A 15,279-nucleotide genomic window follows, 5' to 3' on the forward strand; every position below is an offset into this window, starting at 1 on the left:
GTGGGGGTGCGACCGGTTTGGGACGCTATGACAATGCTCAGCCTGAACGACGGCCGCAACCTGCCCCAGCTGGGGCTCGGCACCTATCAGATCCCGGACTCGCAGGTGGCGATGGTGGTGCGGCGCGGCCTCGACATCGGCTACGGCCTTGTCGACACCGCCGCCATCTATGGCAATGAACGCGGCGTCGGCGATGGTCTGCGCGATGCCGATGCGTTCCTGACCACCAAGCTGTGGAACGACCGTCACCGCCATGCCGAGGCGGCGCTGGACGAGAGCCTGGCGCTGCTCGGCGTCGAAGCGGTCGACCTTTACCTCATCCACTGGCCGGTCCCCGCCGAGGACGCCTATGTCGAGGCGTGGCAAAGCCTGATCGCGCTTCGCGAAGCGGGCAAGGCTCGGTCGATCGGCGTGTCGAATTTCCTGCCCGAGCATCTCGACCGGATCATCGAGGCGACCGACGTGGTGCCGGCGGTCAACCAGATCGAACTCCATCCCCGCTTCCAGCAGCGCGAGGCGCGGGCGTACCATCAGGCCAAGGGCATCGTGACCCAGAGCTGGAGCCCGCTGGGGCAGGGCGGCGAATTGCTCAAGACGCCGGAGATCGTGGCGATCGCGGACAAGCATGGCCGTTCGGCGGCGCAGGTGGTACTCGCCTGGCATCTGGCGCATGGGCTGTCGGTGATCCCCAAGGCGGCGGATGCGGCGCATATGGCGGACAATTTCGCCGCGACCGAACTGACGCTGGACGATGACGACATGGCGGCGATTGATGCGCTGGACGATGCGGATGGGCGGATCGGGCCGGATCCAAGGGAGATGTGACGGACAGGCCTATGGCCGTTCCGCGCCATTCAGATAGCCGAAGACGGCGCGGCGAACCCGGGTGACGAGCAGCGGGCGATCGACCTCGCCCGCTTCACCGGCGGCGTCGACGATGCCTTTGATGATCGCCAGCGTGTCCTGGGTCGCGATATTCCTGTCGTAATCCAAGTCCAGGTCTGTGCGCCCCAACACGTCGGCCAGCATATCCCGCAATCTGCCGACCACCCTTTGCCGGTCGCCGTCGAAGGGCAGGCGGGCCTCTTCCACATCGAGCAACCGCGCCAGGACGGGCCGCCGGAGTTGATGATCGACGGCCGAGGCGATCATGTTCAGCAAGGCAGCCCAGGCATCCGATCCCGCCGCCGCCGCTTCCCAATCGCCGATCAGAAGTGACGTTTCGCGAATGATCAGCGCGCCGATCAACGCCTCTTTGCGCGGGAAATATTGGTAAAGCGAGCCGATGCTGACCCCTGCTCGCTGCGCGACGGCATTGGTCGTGAATCCCCCGAGTCCCGCTTCTTCTAGAATGCGAGCCGCCGCCTCGACGATGATCCGCACCGTTTCCACGGACCGCGCCTGACGTGGCGCTTTTCTGAGGCTTGGGCGGTGCGAGGTGGACGATGTCGGCATGGCGCGAAGACGAGTAGCAAAATGTGAGGATTTGCTCGCATCTTAGGCGCGTCGTTCAACGATGCAAGGATATCATATGTCTCGTCCATTCGACCCCGCACTTACCGTCTTCATGCTCGTCAAGACCTCGCCTGAATGGCTCGGATTCCCGGTGGACCGGCGTTTCGAGTTGCTGGCCGAGCAATTCACGCCGATCCTGAAGAAGCACGCCGACCATGTCGTGCTTCGCTTCTTCGATGTGGAATTCTACTCGACGCGGGTCACGGACATCTGGATGTGGGATGCCCGCGACCATCATGCCTATCAACTGCTCGTCGAGGATCTGCGCGAAACGCCGTTTTGGGATCGCTATTTCGACATTGTCGAAATCCTGACGGGCATCGAAAATGCCTATGCCAAAAATTATGGTCGGGCGGCGATCAACGCCTGACGCGGCGGGGACGGGGGGACTTGGCGAAGCCGCCCCCCAATCCTCATCTGATCGCGCCCGCCGCCAGCTTCAGATCTTCGACGAACCGCGCATATTCCACCTTCTTCGCCTCCGGATCAGGCAGTCGCAGCAAGTAGCTGGGGTGGACGGTGATGAAGGCGGTTCCGCCATCGGGTAACGTCAACGCCTTGCCCCGCTCCCGCCCGATCGTCATGACCTTGCCGAACAGCGACCGCGCCGCTGTGGCGCCGAGCGCCACCGTGACCCTGGGCTGGATCAGCAGCCGCTCCTGCTCGACCCACCAGCGACAGGCCTGAATCTCGCCCGCATTGGGCGAGCTGTGGATGCGGCGCTTGCCGCGCGGTTCGAACTTAAAATGCTTGACCGCGTTGGTGACGTACGCCGTCGCCCGGTCGATCCCGGCCTCCGCCACCGCGCGATCGAAGACCTGGCCGGCGGGGCCGACAAAGGGGTGGCCCGCCAGATCCTCCTGGTCGCCGGGCTGCTCGCCGACGAACATCAGGGACGCGTCGACCGGCCCTTCGCCGAACACCGTCTGCGTCGCGGGGGCGTAGAGCGGGCAGCGGGTGCAGCCCATCGCTTCCTCGCGCAGCGCCGCCCAGGCCGCTTGCGCATTGCCGCCGCGCCCGGAACGCACATCCACCTTGGCCGTGTCGATCATGCCGCTCTCCCGCGCTTGCGCTCCTGCGATCAGTTGCGGGACCAACGCGGTTTCGGGCATGTTTTTCCAGTATTTGCGCGGCATCTCCTTCAGCATCGCGCCGATCTTCACGCGGGCGGGATTGAAGATGCTGGCATAATAGGTCTTCCACACCGCCTCGGTCGGATCGCCTTCAGGAGCGTCGGCCTTGCTGGCGCCGGGGCCTTCGGTGAGCGTCTGGCCGTCCCAGTGGAGCGAGACCTCTGGCGTCAGGATCGACCAGCGCATCGTGGTGAAACGGTTGACGAAGAACGCCGCATTGGCGCGCACGATATGATGTTCGGGCTCGAACCAGGCGACATAGCGCGGGCCGTCGCCGTCCTCGGTCTCGCGGAAGCGCAGGAAGGCGCGCATCTTGTGGATGTCGCGCCGCACCGCCTTGGCCAGCCGGTCGAGGCGGCGGATCAGCGGATCGGCCTGATCCTCGATCAGCCGGGGTTGACGGCGCAACCGGTCGAGCGCGGTGTGGAGCAGCGCGAAACGCTCGGGGTCGTTAGACAGGATCACGCTGCGCGCGAGATCGAGGAAGCCGCGCGACACCGAAAAGCGTGGGGTGTCGGCGGTCGGGCCGTCGTCGGACACCGTACCGAACAGGTCGGCCACCTGCTCCCCGACCTGCCACACGACCTGATCGGGCGGCACGCTGTCGGCGATCAACCCGCGCGCCGCGTCGCGCCAGGCGTCGAAGTCGTCAGGGGCGGGGAGGGTTATGATCCGCATGCTTCAGCCCCTCCCCTGAAGGGGAGGGGAGTGGGGAGCGGATGCCTTGCCGCCTTAGAATCGCCCCTGAAAATCAATCGCGCTCGTCCGCGCCGGGCGGGTTGGCCTTTGCTTCCTTCGCCTCGATGGGTTTGCGTTCCTCGTAGATCTCGGCCAGCTTTTGCTCGGTCGCGTCGTCGAGTTCCTTCTCGGCGGCGGGGAACATCTCTTCCTCTTCCTCGTCGATATGATGCTCATAGCGATGACGCATGTGGAAGAATTTGGATTCCCACTCGTCCGAGGCGAAGTCGAGGTCCATCATCTCGCCCAGCAGATCGTCTACCTCCTTATGCTCGGATACCGAATGCCGGGCATCGTCGCGCAGCTCGGGCTCGCCCAGCATCGTGGCGTAGAGCGACTCTTCTTCGGCGGCGGCGTGGCTCTGGATCTCGATGCGGAACGCTTCGAACAGCTTCTTGCGCTTGGCGCCGTCGCCCTTCAGCTCGGCGAGCTCCTTCAGCATCTCGCGCTGCTTGTCGTGATCGCGCTTCAGATCGGCATAGATGTCGGCGGTGGCCATCGTGTTGTCTCCTTCGCGAGGTCCAACGGCGCAGGGGGACGCCCGTTTCACCCGCGAATCACTCTCACTCAGCCGAACAATTCGAGCTGCTTGTCCTTGGGCTTGACCAGCGGTTTCAGGTCCGCCCGCTCGGCCAGCGCCACCGGTCGCCAATCCTCGGCGATCAGGAAGGGGCGCAGCTTGGTGATCGAGACGGTCAGCCGCCCGACATCCTCCAGCCGCAGCTTGCGCCATTTGCGGGTGGCGATGATCCGGTCGACGGCCTTCACGCCCAGGCCGGGGACGCGCAGCAGCATCTCGCGCGGGGCACGATTCACGTCGACCGGGAAATGTTGGCGGAATTTGAGCGCCCAGGCGAGCTTGGGATCGATGTCGAGCGGCAGCATCCCCGTCGCCTCGTCGGCCGCCGCCGCGACCTCATTGGGGCGATAATCGTAGAAGCGCATCAGCCAGTCCGATTGGTAGAGACGATGTTCGCGCATCAAGGGCGGGCGCTGGAGCGGCAGGACGGCCGAGGCGTCGGGGATCGGACTGAACGCCGAATAATAGACGCGGCGTAAGGAGAAGCGGTCGTACAAGGTCGCCGCGCGGCCAACGATATCGCGATCGGTGGCGGCATCCGCGCCGACGATCATCTGGGTCGACTGGCCCGCGGGGGCGAAACCGGGGGCGGACTTGTATTTCTTCGCCGCGTCCGTGCGATCCTCGATCGCGGTCTTCACATCGGCCATCGCCCCTTCGATCCGCGTGGCGTCCTTTTCGGGCGCGAGCCGCCTGAGCCCGCCGACCGTCGGCAGCTCGACATTGATCGACACGCGGTCGGCATGAACCCCGGCCAGGCGCACCAGTTCTGGATCGGCATCGGGAATCGTCTTCAGATGGATATAGCCGCGAAAGCCGTGATCCTCGCGCAAGCTGCGGGCGACCTCGACGATCTGCTCCATCGTGTAGTTGGACGACTTGATGATGCCCGAGGAGAGGAACAGCCCCTCGATATAATTGCGCCGGTAGAAGGCAAGGGTGAGGTTCACCACTTCCTGCGCGGTGAAGCGCGCGCGGCGGACGTTCGACGATTTGCGGTTGATGCAATAATGACAGTCGAAGATGCAGCTGTTCGTCAGCAGGATCTTGAGCAGCGAGATGCAGCGGCCATCGGGCGCATAGGCGTGACAGATGCCCATGCCTTCGGTCGAGCCGATCCCCTTGCCGTCGCGGCTGTTGCGTTTCGACGTGCCCGACGACGCGCAGGAGGCGTCATATTTCGCGGCATCGGCCAGGATCGCCAGCTTCTCACGGGTGTCGAGTTGCGCCATGTGTTCGATATATGTTCGCATTGGCGATGCAGCAAGCGCAACTCCGCCAGTCATCGGCCGTACAGCCCGTCTGATCCAGATTGGCGGCATCGAGGGGAGACGGATGATGCGTAAGGTGATGATCGCGCTGGCTTTGATCGGTGCCGCCAGCCCGGCGCTGGCGCAGGTCGTGGAGCGCAAGGCCAAGACTGCGGACTATGAATTCGGCTATGCCTATCCCGCCGCTGCGGCGCGGATCGCCGGGCTGAAGGCCTGGCTTGACGCCGACCGCGCCCGCATCCAGGCCAAGACCGCGCACGACGGTGCCGCCGGTCGCCGCGACGCGAAGGCATCGGGCTATCCCTATCACCGTTATTCGTTCGACAAGACGTGGAAGGTCGTGACCGACACTCCGCGTTTCCTCAGCCTGTCGGGCGACAGTTATAGCTTCACCGGCGGCGCGCATGGCTCGCCCGCTTCCCATGGGCTGGTCTGGGACAAGGTGGCAGGGCGGCGGCTCGACCCGAAGGCGGTGTTTGCCTCGCTGCCCGCGCTGCAAACGGCGACCCGCTCCGACTATTGCGCCAAGCTCAAGGCCGAGCAGCGGCGACGCAATCAGGGGGATGTGTCGTCGATGAACGTCTGCCCGCCCGTCAAGGATCTGACCGTGCTGCTGGGTTCGACCAACGGCCGCGCGATCGACCGGATCGGGCTGATCGCCGATCCTTATGTCGCCGGTTCCTATGCCGAGGGAAGCTATGAGGTGACGTTGCCGGTGACGCGGGCGATCCTCGGCGCGGTGAAGCCGGAATATCGCGGGGCCTTTGCCGTGCGGGGATGAGAGGGTCCGTCGCCATTGCCTGTGGCGTCACCCCGGGGCAGACTGGCGGTGATACGGGGAGGACGCCATGGGACGATCGAGGCATCTGGCAGGCGTTTTACTGACAAGCGTTGTTCTATCGCTTTCCGGTGCGGCGCTTGCCGTCCTTCCGACGCCCGATACTGCGAATGTTCGGATGGAGCGGGCGCATATCCAATCATCGCCCGACGTGGTTCTGGCAGGCGAGCTACATCTCCCGGCCAAGCCTGCGCAACGCCCTCCGATCGTACTCCTGCTGGGTGGCGGAGGGGCTTCTCCTCATGGCATTTATCCCCTGCTGGAAGCGCAATTGAATGCAAAAGGGATCGCGACTTTCAGCTTCGACAAGCGCGGTGTCGGCCAGTCGACCGGCATTTTCCAGGACGCGATCGACGTCGCTCGGCAGGATGCCCGCGCGGCGCTGCTCTATCTGCGGTCGCGATCCGATGTGATCGATACCGACAGGATCGCCATTCTGGGCCTGAGCCAGGGAGCGGTGATTGCGCCTGCGCTCGCGGTCGAAGATCCTCCGGTCGCGGCCCTTGTTCTACTGGCCGCCCCGGCGGGGCAGCGCGGGCAGATGTTTCTGGACGGGATGCGCTTCAAGCTGACGGCAAGCGGGATGGATCCTGAGGCGGCCGAGCATGTGGTGGAGGCGGCGGGGCTTTACCTAGACGCCCTGACGGGAGGTGGTACGGCGAACACCATCGCTGCGCGACGGGGCGCGGTCGTTCAGTCCTTTGTCGCGGCCGGTTGGCGCGCCGATCTGGCGGACGGCGCCGTCAAGACCCTGGGCGAGCCTGCAACCTCATCGCTCTATACGGTTGCCGCCAATGCCGTTCTCGCGCAGGTCAAGGCGCCGGTGCTCGCCATCTATGCCGCGAATGACACGACGGTTTCCACGGCGCTCAGTATGCCTGAAGCGCGGCGCGCACTTGCAAACAATCACGACGCCATGATCGTCGAGATGCCGGATGTCGAACATGGCTTCAAACCGCTTGTCACGACGCCTTCGGGGAAGAAGGACTATGCTGGCTGGCCGATTTCCGATCCGGCGACCCTGCGCGTGATCGATGACTGGCTTCCGCAGAGATTGCTGCGAGCCCGCGAACGCCCCTGACGTCTCCGATCTGCTAACCCTGCCGCCGCCCGCGTCCCTTGGTCATCGGGTCGGGTTTTTTCGGCGGGACCCAGCCCTTGGGGCGTTCGGGGCGGGACTGGCTGGTGCCCAGACCCATCGCACCGGGTTGCTGGCGGGTCAGGCCGCTGGTGTCGACCCCGACATCCTCCGCGCCGCCGCGCAGCAGGCTGATGCGGTCGCGTAAGGCCCGCGCCTCCTCGAAGTCGAGGCGTTCGGCGGCGGCTTCCATCTGGCGGCGCAGTTCTTCGAGGGTGGGGGCGGTCATGCCCGGATCAACGCCTCAGGCGGCGATGCGTGCCGCCTCGGTCTCGGCGATCCAGCCGCCGCCGAGCACCCGGTCGCCGTCGTACAGCACCGCCGCCTGGCCCGGGGACACGCCATATTCGGGCGTGTCGAAGACCAGCTGGTCGCCGACCATGCGCGCCGGAACGGGTTTCGCCATCGAGCGGACCTTGGCGAAGAGCGGGCCGTCGAGCGGGCCGAGGACATTCATACCGGTCAACCGTGCCGCCTCGACCGCCAGCGCGGTGCGCGGGCCGACGACGACGCGCCTGGTGTCAGGCTCCAGCCGGACGACATAGAGCGGCTCGGGGCTGCCCCCGATCTCCAGCCCCCGCCGCTGGCCGACGGTATAGTGGATCAGGCCGCGATGCTCGCCCAGCTTGGCGCCGGACAGATCGACGATGTCGCCGCGCGTATCCGATTCCGGACGCAATTTCTTCACGAGGCCCGCATAGTCGCCATCGGGCACGAAGCAGATGTCCTGGCTGTCGGGCTTGGCCGCGACGCCCAGACCCAGTTCGGCGGCGATCTCGCGCACCCGCGACTTGGGAAGAGCGCCCAGCGGGAAGCGCAGGAAATCCAGTTGCGTCTGGGTGGTGGCGAAGAGGAAATAGCTCTGGTCGCGCGCCGGATCGGCCCCGCGATGCAGTTCGGCTCCCTGAGCCCCCTCGACCCGGCGGACATAATGGCCGGTCGCCAGACAGTCGGCGCCCAGGTCGCGCGCCAGCTTCAGCAGGTCGGTGAATTTCGGCCCCATATTGCACTGGACACAGGGGATCGGCGTGCGCCCGGCCAGATATTCGTCGGCGAAGCGATCGACCACCTGGGTGCGAAAACTGTCCTCATGGTCGAAGACATAATGCGCGATGCCCAGGCGATCGCAAACCGCGCGCGCATCGCGAATGTCGCGACCCGCGCAGCACGCACCCGCGCGGCCCACCGCCTCGCCATGGTCGTAGAGTTGCAGGGTGACGCCGATCGTCTCGGCTCCCGTGGCATGGGCGAGCGCGGCCACGACCGAACTGTCGACGCCGCCCGACATCGCCACCACGATCCGACGTGCCCGGAGATCGCCCCCAAGCTGAAAGTCCACCATCTGCTCCATGACCGCCCCCTTACGCCTTTCGCGCGCGTCATGCAAAAAGCCGCCAATGCCCTTGTTTCAACCCGCCGGGCGCGACCGTGCCGAGCCTTTCGCCAAGACAGAATGTTGGCGGGCCTTTACCCGGCTTTCATATCCCGCCGATAAGAAGGCCACTCACCCACCGGGATTGGACCTCGCTTTTGGACCTGAGTTTCAGCCGTTTCGATCGGGATACCGAACTGACGGTGCTGCCGCCGGACTTGGCCGTGCTGATGGTCGGTGCGACCGCACGGCAGGCGGCCAGTCCGACCGCGGCGGTGCAGGCAGGGTTCGTCCGCGTGTCACCCGATCCGATGCTGTTCGCACCGCTCGACGGGGCATTCAACGGACCGATGGCCCGGGCGCTGATGGGGTGGAAATTGCATGAGTGACCCGTTAACCTTTCGATTTTAGGCGATGCTCAAGGGTCCATGGTAAACGGCCCCGCAGACGACATGGGGTAGGGAGCCCCAATGAGGTTTGATGATGATCGAGAACCAGAAGATCCGCCCTGCCAAGGTAATCGGGCCGCTCGGCGAACCGCTGACGCTCGAAACCCTGCCGCCGCCCAGCACCACCCGCTGGGTCGTCCGCCGCAAGGCGGAGGTCGTCGCGGCCGTCAATGGCGGTCTGCTCTCGGTCGACGAGGTCTGCGACCGATATGGCCTGACCGTCGAGGAATTCGCCGGGTGGCAGCGCGCGATCGACCGGTCGGGGATGCCCGGACTGCGCGTCACTCGCATCCAGCATTATCGTTCACTCTATGAGCGCCAGCAGAAATATTGAGGTCGCCATCTCGACCAATGTCTTGTTAACAAACCAAACGTTTCGCCGCATTGCCGGTACGGGCACGGAACAATAACCGGCATTCGCACGTCTTCCCCCCGTGTCCCGCTCGCGGGCCCAACGGAGGGAAAGACAATGGGTATTATCCTGTGGCTTATCGTCGGTGGTGTCATTGGCTGGCTGGCCAGCATCATCATGCGTACTGATGCTCAGCAGGGCATCTTCCTGAACATCGTCGTCGGTGTCGTCGGCGCGTTCATCGGCGGTCTGATCTTTGCAGGCGGTTCGATCAACAATGCCGGCCTGACGCTGACCTCGTTCCTCGTTTCGCTGCTGGGCGCCGTCGTCCTGCTGGCGATCGTGAACCTCGTTCGTCGTGGCCGGGTGCGCTAAGACCGCATCCGCTCACTGAGCCGAAAAGGGCCGTCCGGGATGACCGGGCGGCCTTTTTCGTATGTGGGGGTATGGCGGCGCGCGGCTGTACCCGCCGGGGAGGGCGCCCCCATGCCGCACGGGCGATGGGGGCGGGAGCGATCAATTCAGCAGGAAACGGACCGACACATTGACGGTGACGTCGCGCTCGCCCGGCGCGATGCTGGTCTTTTCCATGGCGTCGGAGCGCATCGCCTGGGCGCGGATCATCATCGGACGTTCAGGCCCGCCCGCATCCGCGCCGTTCTCCGTGATCGACACGATCCGCACGACGCGCAGCCCGGCGGCCTTGGCATAAAGCTCGGCCCGTGCGCGCGCGCGCTGGATGGCGTCCGCCCGCGCCTCGTCGAGCGCGGCGTCGGGCTTGTCGATCGAGAGGTTGGGGCCGTCGATCTGGTTCGCCCCCTGCGCGACCAGCGCGTCCAGAACGCTGCCCGACTTGGCAACGTCGCGGAACCGGACGCTGAGCGTGTTGGTCGCCTGATAGCCGGTGATCGCCGGGGGCACGTTCTCGCCATAGCGATATTGCGGCTGGAGCTGCACGGTCGCGGTCTGAATGTCGCGGTCGGCGATCCCTGCGCGCTTCACGGCGGCCAGTACCCGCGCCATGCGCTGCGCATTGTCCGACAGAGCGGCGGCGGCGGTCGCGCCCTGGCTGACCACCCCTGCGCGAATCGTCGCGAGGTCGGGCACGCGCGTCGTGCGTCCCTCCGCCGAGACGTCGAGCACCGCGCCTGCGGCCGGCACCAGCGGCTCGACCGTGGGGGCGGGCTGGACCTGGGCGATCGCCGTCACGGGTGCGAGCGCGGCGGGGGCCAGTGCGGCCATGAGCAGTATCTTGTTCATCGACATCTCCCTTGTGATGGTGACCCGAGGCTTTGGCGCCTCCTGGCAAAACAGGTGATGAACGCCTTTCATTCCCCTTGGAGCCGCCGTCATTACCACTTAACAAAAGACGCTTGAGCGGTGTGCTATATTTCTATAACACAGCGGGGATGCGCGCATCCTGCCTGGCAAAATGCGCACGATGGATGCGGTACGGGGATCGGTGACGAACATGAATTACGAGACGGGGGCGATCGGTGACGGCCGGCATCCAGGGCTGGAGGGGCCGGTGTCCGCACCGCGCCGGCGCTGGATCTGGGGCGTCGCGGCCGTGGTCGTGCTGGTGCTGGCGGGCTGGTTCCTGTTCGGCGGCAAGAAGCACGATGCGGCCGGCGGGGCGGGTGCGGGAACGCAGGTGCCCAACATCACCGTGGTCGTCCCCGGCCAGCAGGCGGTCAGCCGGGTGATTTCCGCCACCGGGACGCTCGCCGCACGCCGCGAAATGCCGGTCGGCGTCGCGGGCGAGGGGGGCATGATCACCCGCGTCCTAGTCGAACCGGGCCAGTGGGTGCGCGCCGGACAGGTGCTGGCGACGGTCGATCGCTCGGTACAGACCCAGACCGCCTCGGCCCTGAACGCGCAGATCGCGGTCGCCCAGTCGGATCAGCAGATTGCCCAGTCCGAACTCGACCGGGCGCAGCAGCTGGTCGATCGCGGCTTCATCTCCAAGGCCGATCTCCAGCGCCGCACCGCGACCCGCGATGCCGCCGCCGCCCGTGTCCGCGCGGCGCAGGCGACCTTCCGCGAGGCGCAGGCGCGCAACGGTCGACTCGACATTCGCGCGCCCGCCGAGGGCCTGATCCTGACCCGCGCGGCCGAGCCGGGCCAGATCGTCAGCTCCGGCTCGGGCGTGCTGTTCCGCATGGCGATGGGCGGGCAGATGGAACTGCGCGCGCAGCTCGCCGAATCGGACCTGGTCGGCCTGAATGTCGGCGCGCCCGCGACGGTCACGCCGGTCGGCGGCGACACGCGTTTCAAGGGCGAGGTTTGGCAGGTGTCGCCGGTCATCGATCCGCAGACGCGTCAGGGCATTGCGCGCATCGCCCTGTCCTACAACCCGGCGCTGCGCCCCGGCGGCTTCGCGGCGGCGACTATCCGCGGCGGGGCAGGCCATGCCCCGGTGCTGCCGGACTCGGCGATCCAAAGCGACGACAAGGGCAGTTTCGTGTATATCGTCGGGCCTGACAACAAGGTCGCGCGTCGCGACGTGAAGATCGGGCAGGTGTCGGACGATGGCGTGACCATCGCCTCGGGCCTGAAGGGTGACGAGCGGGTCGTGCGTTCGGCGGGCGGCTTCCTGGCGGCGGGGCAGCTGGTCCACCCGATCCTTGCAGGCCAGGAGGCCAAGTAAGATGAGTTTCCGCAACATCTCTGCCTGGGCGATCCGGAACCCGGTTCCGCCGATCGTCCTGTTCGTCGCGCTGACGTTGGCGGGGATCGTCAGCTTCATGCGGATGGACGTCAACAACGACCCCGACATCGATTTCCCGATCGTCGTGGTCGTCGTGAGCCAGCCGGGTGCGGCGCCGACCGAACTGGAGACGCAAGTCACCCAGCGGGTCGAGGCGGCGTTGCGGAACCTGCAGGGCGTCGACCAGATCACCTCGACCGTGACCGAGGGGCAGTCGCAGACGCTGGTCCAGCTCGACATCGGCACGCCGATCGACCGCGCGGTCAGCGATGCGCGCGATGCGATCAGCCAGATTCGCTCGATGCTGCCCGACGGTATCCTGGAGCCGCAGGTCATTCGCGTCGATTCGACCGATAACGACCTGGCCAGCTATTCGGCGGTCGCGTCCAACATGACGCCCGAACAGCTTAGCTGGTATATCGACAACAACGTCACCAAGGAATTGCTGGGCGTCCCCGGCCTGTCCAAGGTCATCCGCAATGGCGGGGTGAGCCGCGAAATCCGCGTCATCCTCGATCCGTTGAAATTGCAGGCGCAGGGCCTGACCGCGAGCGAGGTCAATGCCCAGCTTCGCATGACCAACCTGAACGCCGCGGGTGGTCGCGCCGAGATCGCGGGCACCGAACAGGCGGTCCGCGTGCTGGGCAATGCCCGCAACGCCTATGACTTGGGCCAGACCCAGATCAATGTGCGGGGCGGACGGACGGTGCGGCTGGCGGATATCGCCACCGTGCGCGATCTTTATGCCGAACAGCGTTCGCAGGCGGCGGTCGACGGGCGGCAGGTCATCAGCTTCGACTTTCAGCGCGCCAAGGGTGCCTCGGACGTCAGCGTCTTCAACGGCGCGGTCGAAAAGCTGAAGGCCCTGGAAAAGCGCAACCCGGAGGTAAAATTCGTCCTCCGCTCGAACAGCGTGAAATATACCGAGGCGCAGTATGAAAGCGCCATCCATGCGATGATCGAGGGTGCCGTGCTGGCCGTCATCGTCGTCTTCATCTTCCTGCGCGACTGGCGCGCGACGGTGATCTCGGCGCTGGCCATTCCGCTGTCGGCAATTCCCGCTTTCTGGTTCATGGACCTGCTGGGCTTCACGCTGAACCAGATGACGCTGCTGGCGCTCAGCCTGGTGGCGGGCGTGCTGGTCGACGACGCGATCGTGGAGATCGAGAATATCGTGCGCCATATGCGGATGGGCAAATCCGCCTATCAGGCGTCGATCGACGCGGCGGACGAAATCGGCCTCGCCGTGCTCGCCACCACCATGGCGATCGTCGCGGTGTTCCTGCCGGTGGCGCTGATGCCCGGCGTTCCGGGCCAGTATTTCAAGAATTTCGGCCTGACCGTGGTCGTCTCGGTGCTGATGAGCCTGGCGGTCGCGCGCATGATCACGCCGATGATCGCGGCCTATTTCCTGAAGTCGGCGGGTCATGCCAGCCATGGCGAGGGCCGTTTGATGGACGCCTATATGGCGACGTTGCGCTGGTCGCTGCGCTATGACCGGCCGACCGATGGCGTGCGGCGCGGGTTCTTCCGCCGCTTTTTCGGGCGGTTCCGCGATCATCGGCTGTGGGTGATTGGCATCGGCATGGGCGCCTTTGTGCTGACGATCGCGATGTTCGCGATCATCCCCAAGACCTTCCAGCCGCCACAGGACAATGACCAGGCGGTTGCCAAGATCGAAATGGTGCCCGGCACGACGCTGGCCCAGACCGATCAGGTTGTGAAGAAGGTCGCGCAGTTCCTGAAAAAGCAGCCGGACGTCGAGTCGGTCTATTCGCGCACCGGCGTCGGCAATGGCCGTGTGGTCGCGACGTTGAAGGAGGACCGCTCGATGAAGAGCACCGACTTCGAACGCTCGCTGGCTCCCGAACTGGCCGCGATTCCCGATGCGCGTGTGACCTTCCAGTCGCAATTCGGCTGGGGATCGAGCGGGCGCGATCTGACCATCACCCTGGGCGGTGACGATCCCGCCGTGCTGCGCGATACCGCGAACAAGATCGTCCAGCAGATGGGCACGCTGCCCGGTCTCGTTGCGCCGCGCATCGTCGGCAATCTCGACCGGCCGGAAATCGTCATCCGCCCACGGCTCGATCTCGCCGCCAGCCTGGGCGTGACGACGCAGGCGCTGTCCAGCGCGATCCGCATCGCGACCCTGGGGGATATCGACCAGAATTCGGCGCGCTTCTCGCTGTCGGATCGCCAGGTGCCGATCCGCGTCGCGCTCGACCAGAATGCCCGCGCGCGCTTGTCGACCATCCAGAACCTGCCGGTGCAGACGCAGACCGGCGGCTCAGTGCCCTTGAGCGTCGTCGCCGATATCGGTCTGGGCGCGGGGCCGACCCAGATCGACCGCGTCAACCAGCGGCGGCAGGTGACGGTCGGCGCCGACCTCGCCAAGGGCGTGATCAGCGGCGACGCGATGAAGAGGGTCCACGACCTGCCGATCATGAAGAACCTGCCCATGGGGGTCAGCGAAATGGTGCTGGGCCAGGCCAAGATGCAGGCGGAGATGATGCGGAATTTCTTCACCGCGATCATCTCGGCCATCTTCATGGTCTTTGCGGTGCTGGTCCTGCTCTATCGCCGCTTCCTGCCGCCCTTCGTCAACATGGCCTCGCTGCTGCTCGCGCCGCTGGGCGGATTACTGGCGCTGTATTTCAGCGGCAATCCGCTGTCGCTGCCGGTCTATATCGGCCTGCTGATGCTGCTGGGCATCGTCGCGAAAAACTCGATCCTGTTGATCGACTTCGCGCTGGAGGAGATCGCCAAGGGCGTGCCGATCCGCGACGCTGTGCTCGATGCGGGCCACAAGCGCGCCCAGCCGATCGTGATGACCACGGTGGCGATGGTCGCGGGCATGATCCCGACCGCGCTGTCGCTGGGCGGCGACGGATCATGGCGCAGCCCGATGGGTGTGACGGTGATCGGCGGCCTTGCCTTGTCGACGGTCTTGACCCTGCTCATCGTCCCCGCCGCATTCAGCCTTGCGGTGGGCGTCGAACGCTGGATCGGCCCGCGTCTGAGCAAGCGCTTGCTGACCTACAAGCCTGGCGACGAGCTGGGCAGCGGGCCGGTGATCGAAGGCCCCGCCGGCGGCCCTGCGCTGCCGCCCGCCACGGGCAAGCTGGGGTATGATCCGGCGGAGTAAATCTCCTCCCCGGAACGGGGAGGGGGACCGCCGCG

The 15,279-nt window shown here is 65.8% G+C and carries 16 protein-coding genes; 9 read left to right on the top strand and 7 right to left on the bottom strand.

The features are described 5' to 3' along the window. Positions 1-27 precede the first annotated feature (27 nt). A complete protein-coding gene (locus tag GGR45_RS07925; RefSeq protein ID WP_217497970.1) occupies positions 28-825 on the top strand; it encodes an aldo/keto reductase in 798 nt (265 codons plus the stop codon). 9 nt (positions 826-834) lie between these two features. Here GGR45_RS07925 and GGR45_RS07930 read toward each other — a convergent pair whose 3' ends face one another. Beyond that, on the bottom strand, positions 835-1,392 hold the full coding sequence (locus GGR45_RS07930; protein WP_285138729.1) for a TetR/AcrR family transcriptional regulator: 558 nt from the start codon (positions 1,390-1,392) through the stop codon (positions 835-837). 139 nt (positions 1,393-1,531) lie between these two features. Here GGR45_RS07930 and GGR45_RS07935 point away from each other — a divergent pair, with 139 nt between their 5' ends. Then, entirely contained in the window at positions 1,532-1,885 is a 354-nt protein-coding gene (locus GGR45_RS07935; RefSeq protein ID WP_175311627.1) for a darcynin family protein, read from the top strand. Positions 1,886-1,928: 43 nt separating this feature from the next. Here GGR45_RS07935 and GGR45_RS07940 read toward each other — a convergent pair whose 3' ends face one another. The 3 genes from GGR45_RS07940 to GGR45_RS07950 all read right to left on the bottom strand — a co-directional run bounded on the left by GGR45_RS07940 (position 1,929) and on the right by GGR45_RS07950 (position 5,198). Further along, positions 1,929-3,326, bottom strand: a complete 1,398-nt coding sequence (locus GGR45_RS07940) for a UdgX family uracil-DNA binding protein (protein WP_175311626.1) — start codon at positions 3,324-3,326, stop codon at positions 1,929-1,931. Between the two features lie 73 nt (positions 3,327-3,399). Further along, positions 3,400-3,885, bottom strand: a complete 486-nt coding sequence (locus tag GGR45_RS07945) for a hemerythrin domain-containing protein (protein WP_175311625.1) — start codon at positions 3,883-3,885, stop codon at positions 3,400-3,402. A gap of 68 nt (positions 3,886-3,953) precedes the next feature. Beyond that, positions 3,954-5,198, bottom strand: a complete 1,245-nt coding sequence (locus GGR45_RS07950; RefSeq protein WP_175311624.1) for a putative DNA modification/repair radical SAM protein — start codon at positions 5,196-5,198, stop codon at positions 3,954-3,956. Between the two features lie 103 nt (positions 5,199-5,301). Between GGR45_RS07950 and GGR45_RS07955 the strand changes: the two genes are divergently transcribed. Together GGR45_RS07955 and GGR45_RS07960 are read left to right on the top strand one after the other, a co-directional pair. After that, complete coding sequence (locus GGR45_RS07955) at positions 5,302-6,018, top strand: DUF4163 domain-containing protein (protein WP_246358113.1); 717 nt, start codon at positions 5,302-5,304, stop codon at positions 6,016-6,018. A gap of 175 nt (positions 6,019-6,193) precedes the next feature. Next, the gene (locus GGR45_RS07960) at positions 6,194-7,156 is read left to right on the top strand and encodes an alpha/beta hydrolase (RefSeq protein ID WP_183988963.1); all 963 of its coding nucleotides are present in this window, start codon (positions 6,194-6,196) and stop codon (positions 7,154-7,156) included. A 13-nt stretch (positions 7,157-7,169) separates the two neighbouring features. Here the strand turns inward: GGR45_RS07960 and GGR45_RS07965 are convergent, their stop codons facing one another. Beyond that, positions 7,170-7,442 carry a UvrB/UvrC motif-containing protein gene (locus GGR45_RS07965; RefSeq protein WP_175311622.1) on the bottom strand — a complete coding sequence of 91 codons (273 nt, stop codon included), beginning with the start codon at positions 7,440-7,442 and terminating at the stop codon, positions 7,170-7,172. A gap of 15 nt (positions 7,443-7,457) precedes the next feature. Continuing rightward, positions 7,458-8,564 (bottom strand): tRNA 2-thiouridine(34) synthase MnmA, encoded by a 1,107-nt coding sequence (gene mnmA, locus GGR45_RS07970; RefSeq protein ID WP_415640732.1) that lies wholly within the window; start codon positions 8,562-8,564, stop codon positions 7,458-7,460. Positions 8,565-8,743: 179 nt separating this feature from the next. Between mnmA and GGR45_RS07975 the strand changes: the two genes are divergently transcribed. The 3 genes from GGR45_RS07975 to GGR45_RS07985 all read left to right on the top strand — a co-directional run bounded on the left by GGR45_RS07975 (position 8,744) and on the right by GGR45_RS07985 (position 9,761). Then, the gene (locus GGR45_RS07975; RefSeq protein ID WP_175311621.1) at positions 8,744-8,974 is read left to right on the top strand and encodes a hypothetical protein; all 231 of its coding nucleotides are present in this window, start codon (positions 8,744-8,746) and stop codon (positions 8,972-8,974) included. A 94-nt stretch (positions 8,975-9,068) separates the two neighbouring features. Beyond that, positions 9,069-9,368: a CtrA inhibitor SciP gene (gene sciP / locus GGR45_RS07980; RefSeq protein WP_037569132.1), complete on the top strand. Its 300-nt coding sequence runs from the start codon at positions 9,069-9,071 to the stop codon at positions 9,366-9,368. Between the two features lie 135 nt (positions 9,369-9,503). Continuing rightward, positions 9,504-9,761 (top strand): GlsB/YeaQ/YmgE family stress response membrane protein, encoded by a 258-nt coding sequence (locus GGR45_RS07985; protein WP_042483991.1) that lies wholly within the window; start codon positions 9,504-9,506, stop codon positions 9,759-9,761. 141 nt (positions 9,762-9,902) lie between these two features. Here the strand turns inward: GGR45_RS07985 and GGR45_RS07990 are convergent, their stop codons facing one another. Continuing rightward, positions 9,903-10,646 carry an SIMPL domain-containing protein gene (locus GGR45_RS07990; RefSeq protein ID WP_415640733.1) on the bottom strand — a complete coding sequence of 248 codons (744 nt, stop codon included), beginning with the start codon at positions 10,644-10,646 and terminating at the stop codon, positions 9,903-9,905. 211 nt (positions 10,647-10,857) lie between these two features. On the opposite strand from GGR45_RS07990, the gene GGR45_RS07995 reads away from it, so the two are divergent. Then, positions 10,858-12,036 (top strand): efflux RND transporter periplasmic adaptor subunit, encoded by a 1,179-nt coding sequence (locus GGR45_RS07995; protein ID WP_175311790.1) that lies wholly within the window; start codon positions 10,858-10,860, stop codon positions 12,034-12,036. A 1-nt stretch (position 12,037) separates the two neighbouring features. Then, positions 12,038-15,244 carry an efflux RND transporter permease subunit gene (locus tag GGR45_RS08000; RefSeq protein ID WP_175311619.1) on the top strand — a complete coding sequence of 1,069 codons (3,207 nt, stop codon included), beginning with the start codon at positions 12,038-12,040 and terminating at the stop codon, positions 15,242-15,244. Positions 15,245-15,279 lie beyond the last annotated feature (35 nt).

The sequence above is a fragment of the Sphingomonas zeae genome, assembly GCF_014197135.1.
Lineage (GTDB): Bacteria > Pseudomonadota > Alphaproteobacteria > Sphingomonadales > Sphingomonadaceae > Sphingomonas > Sphingomonas zeae.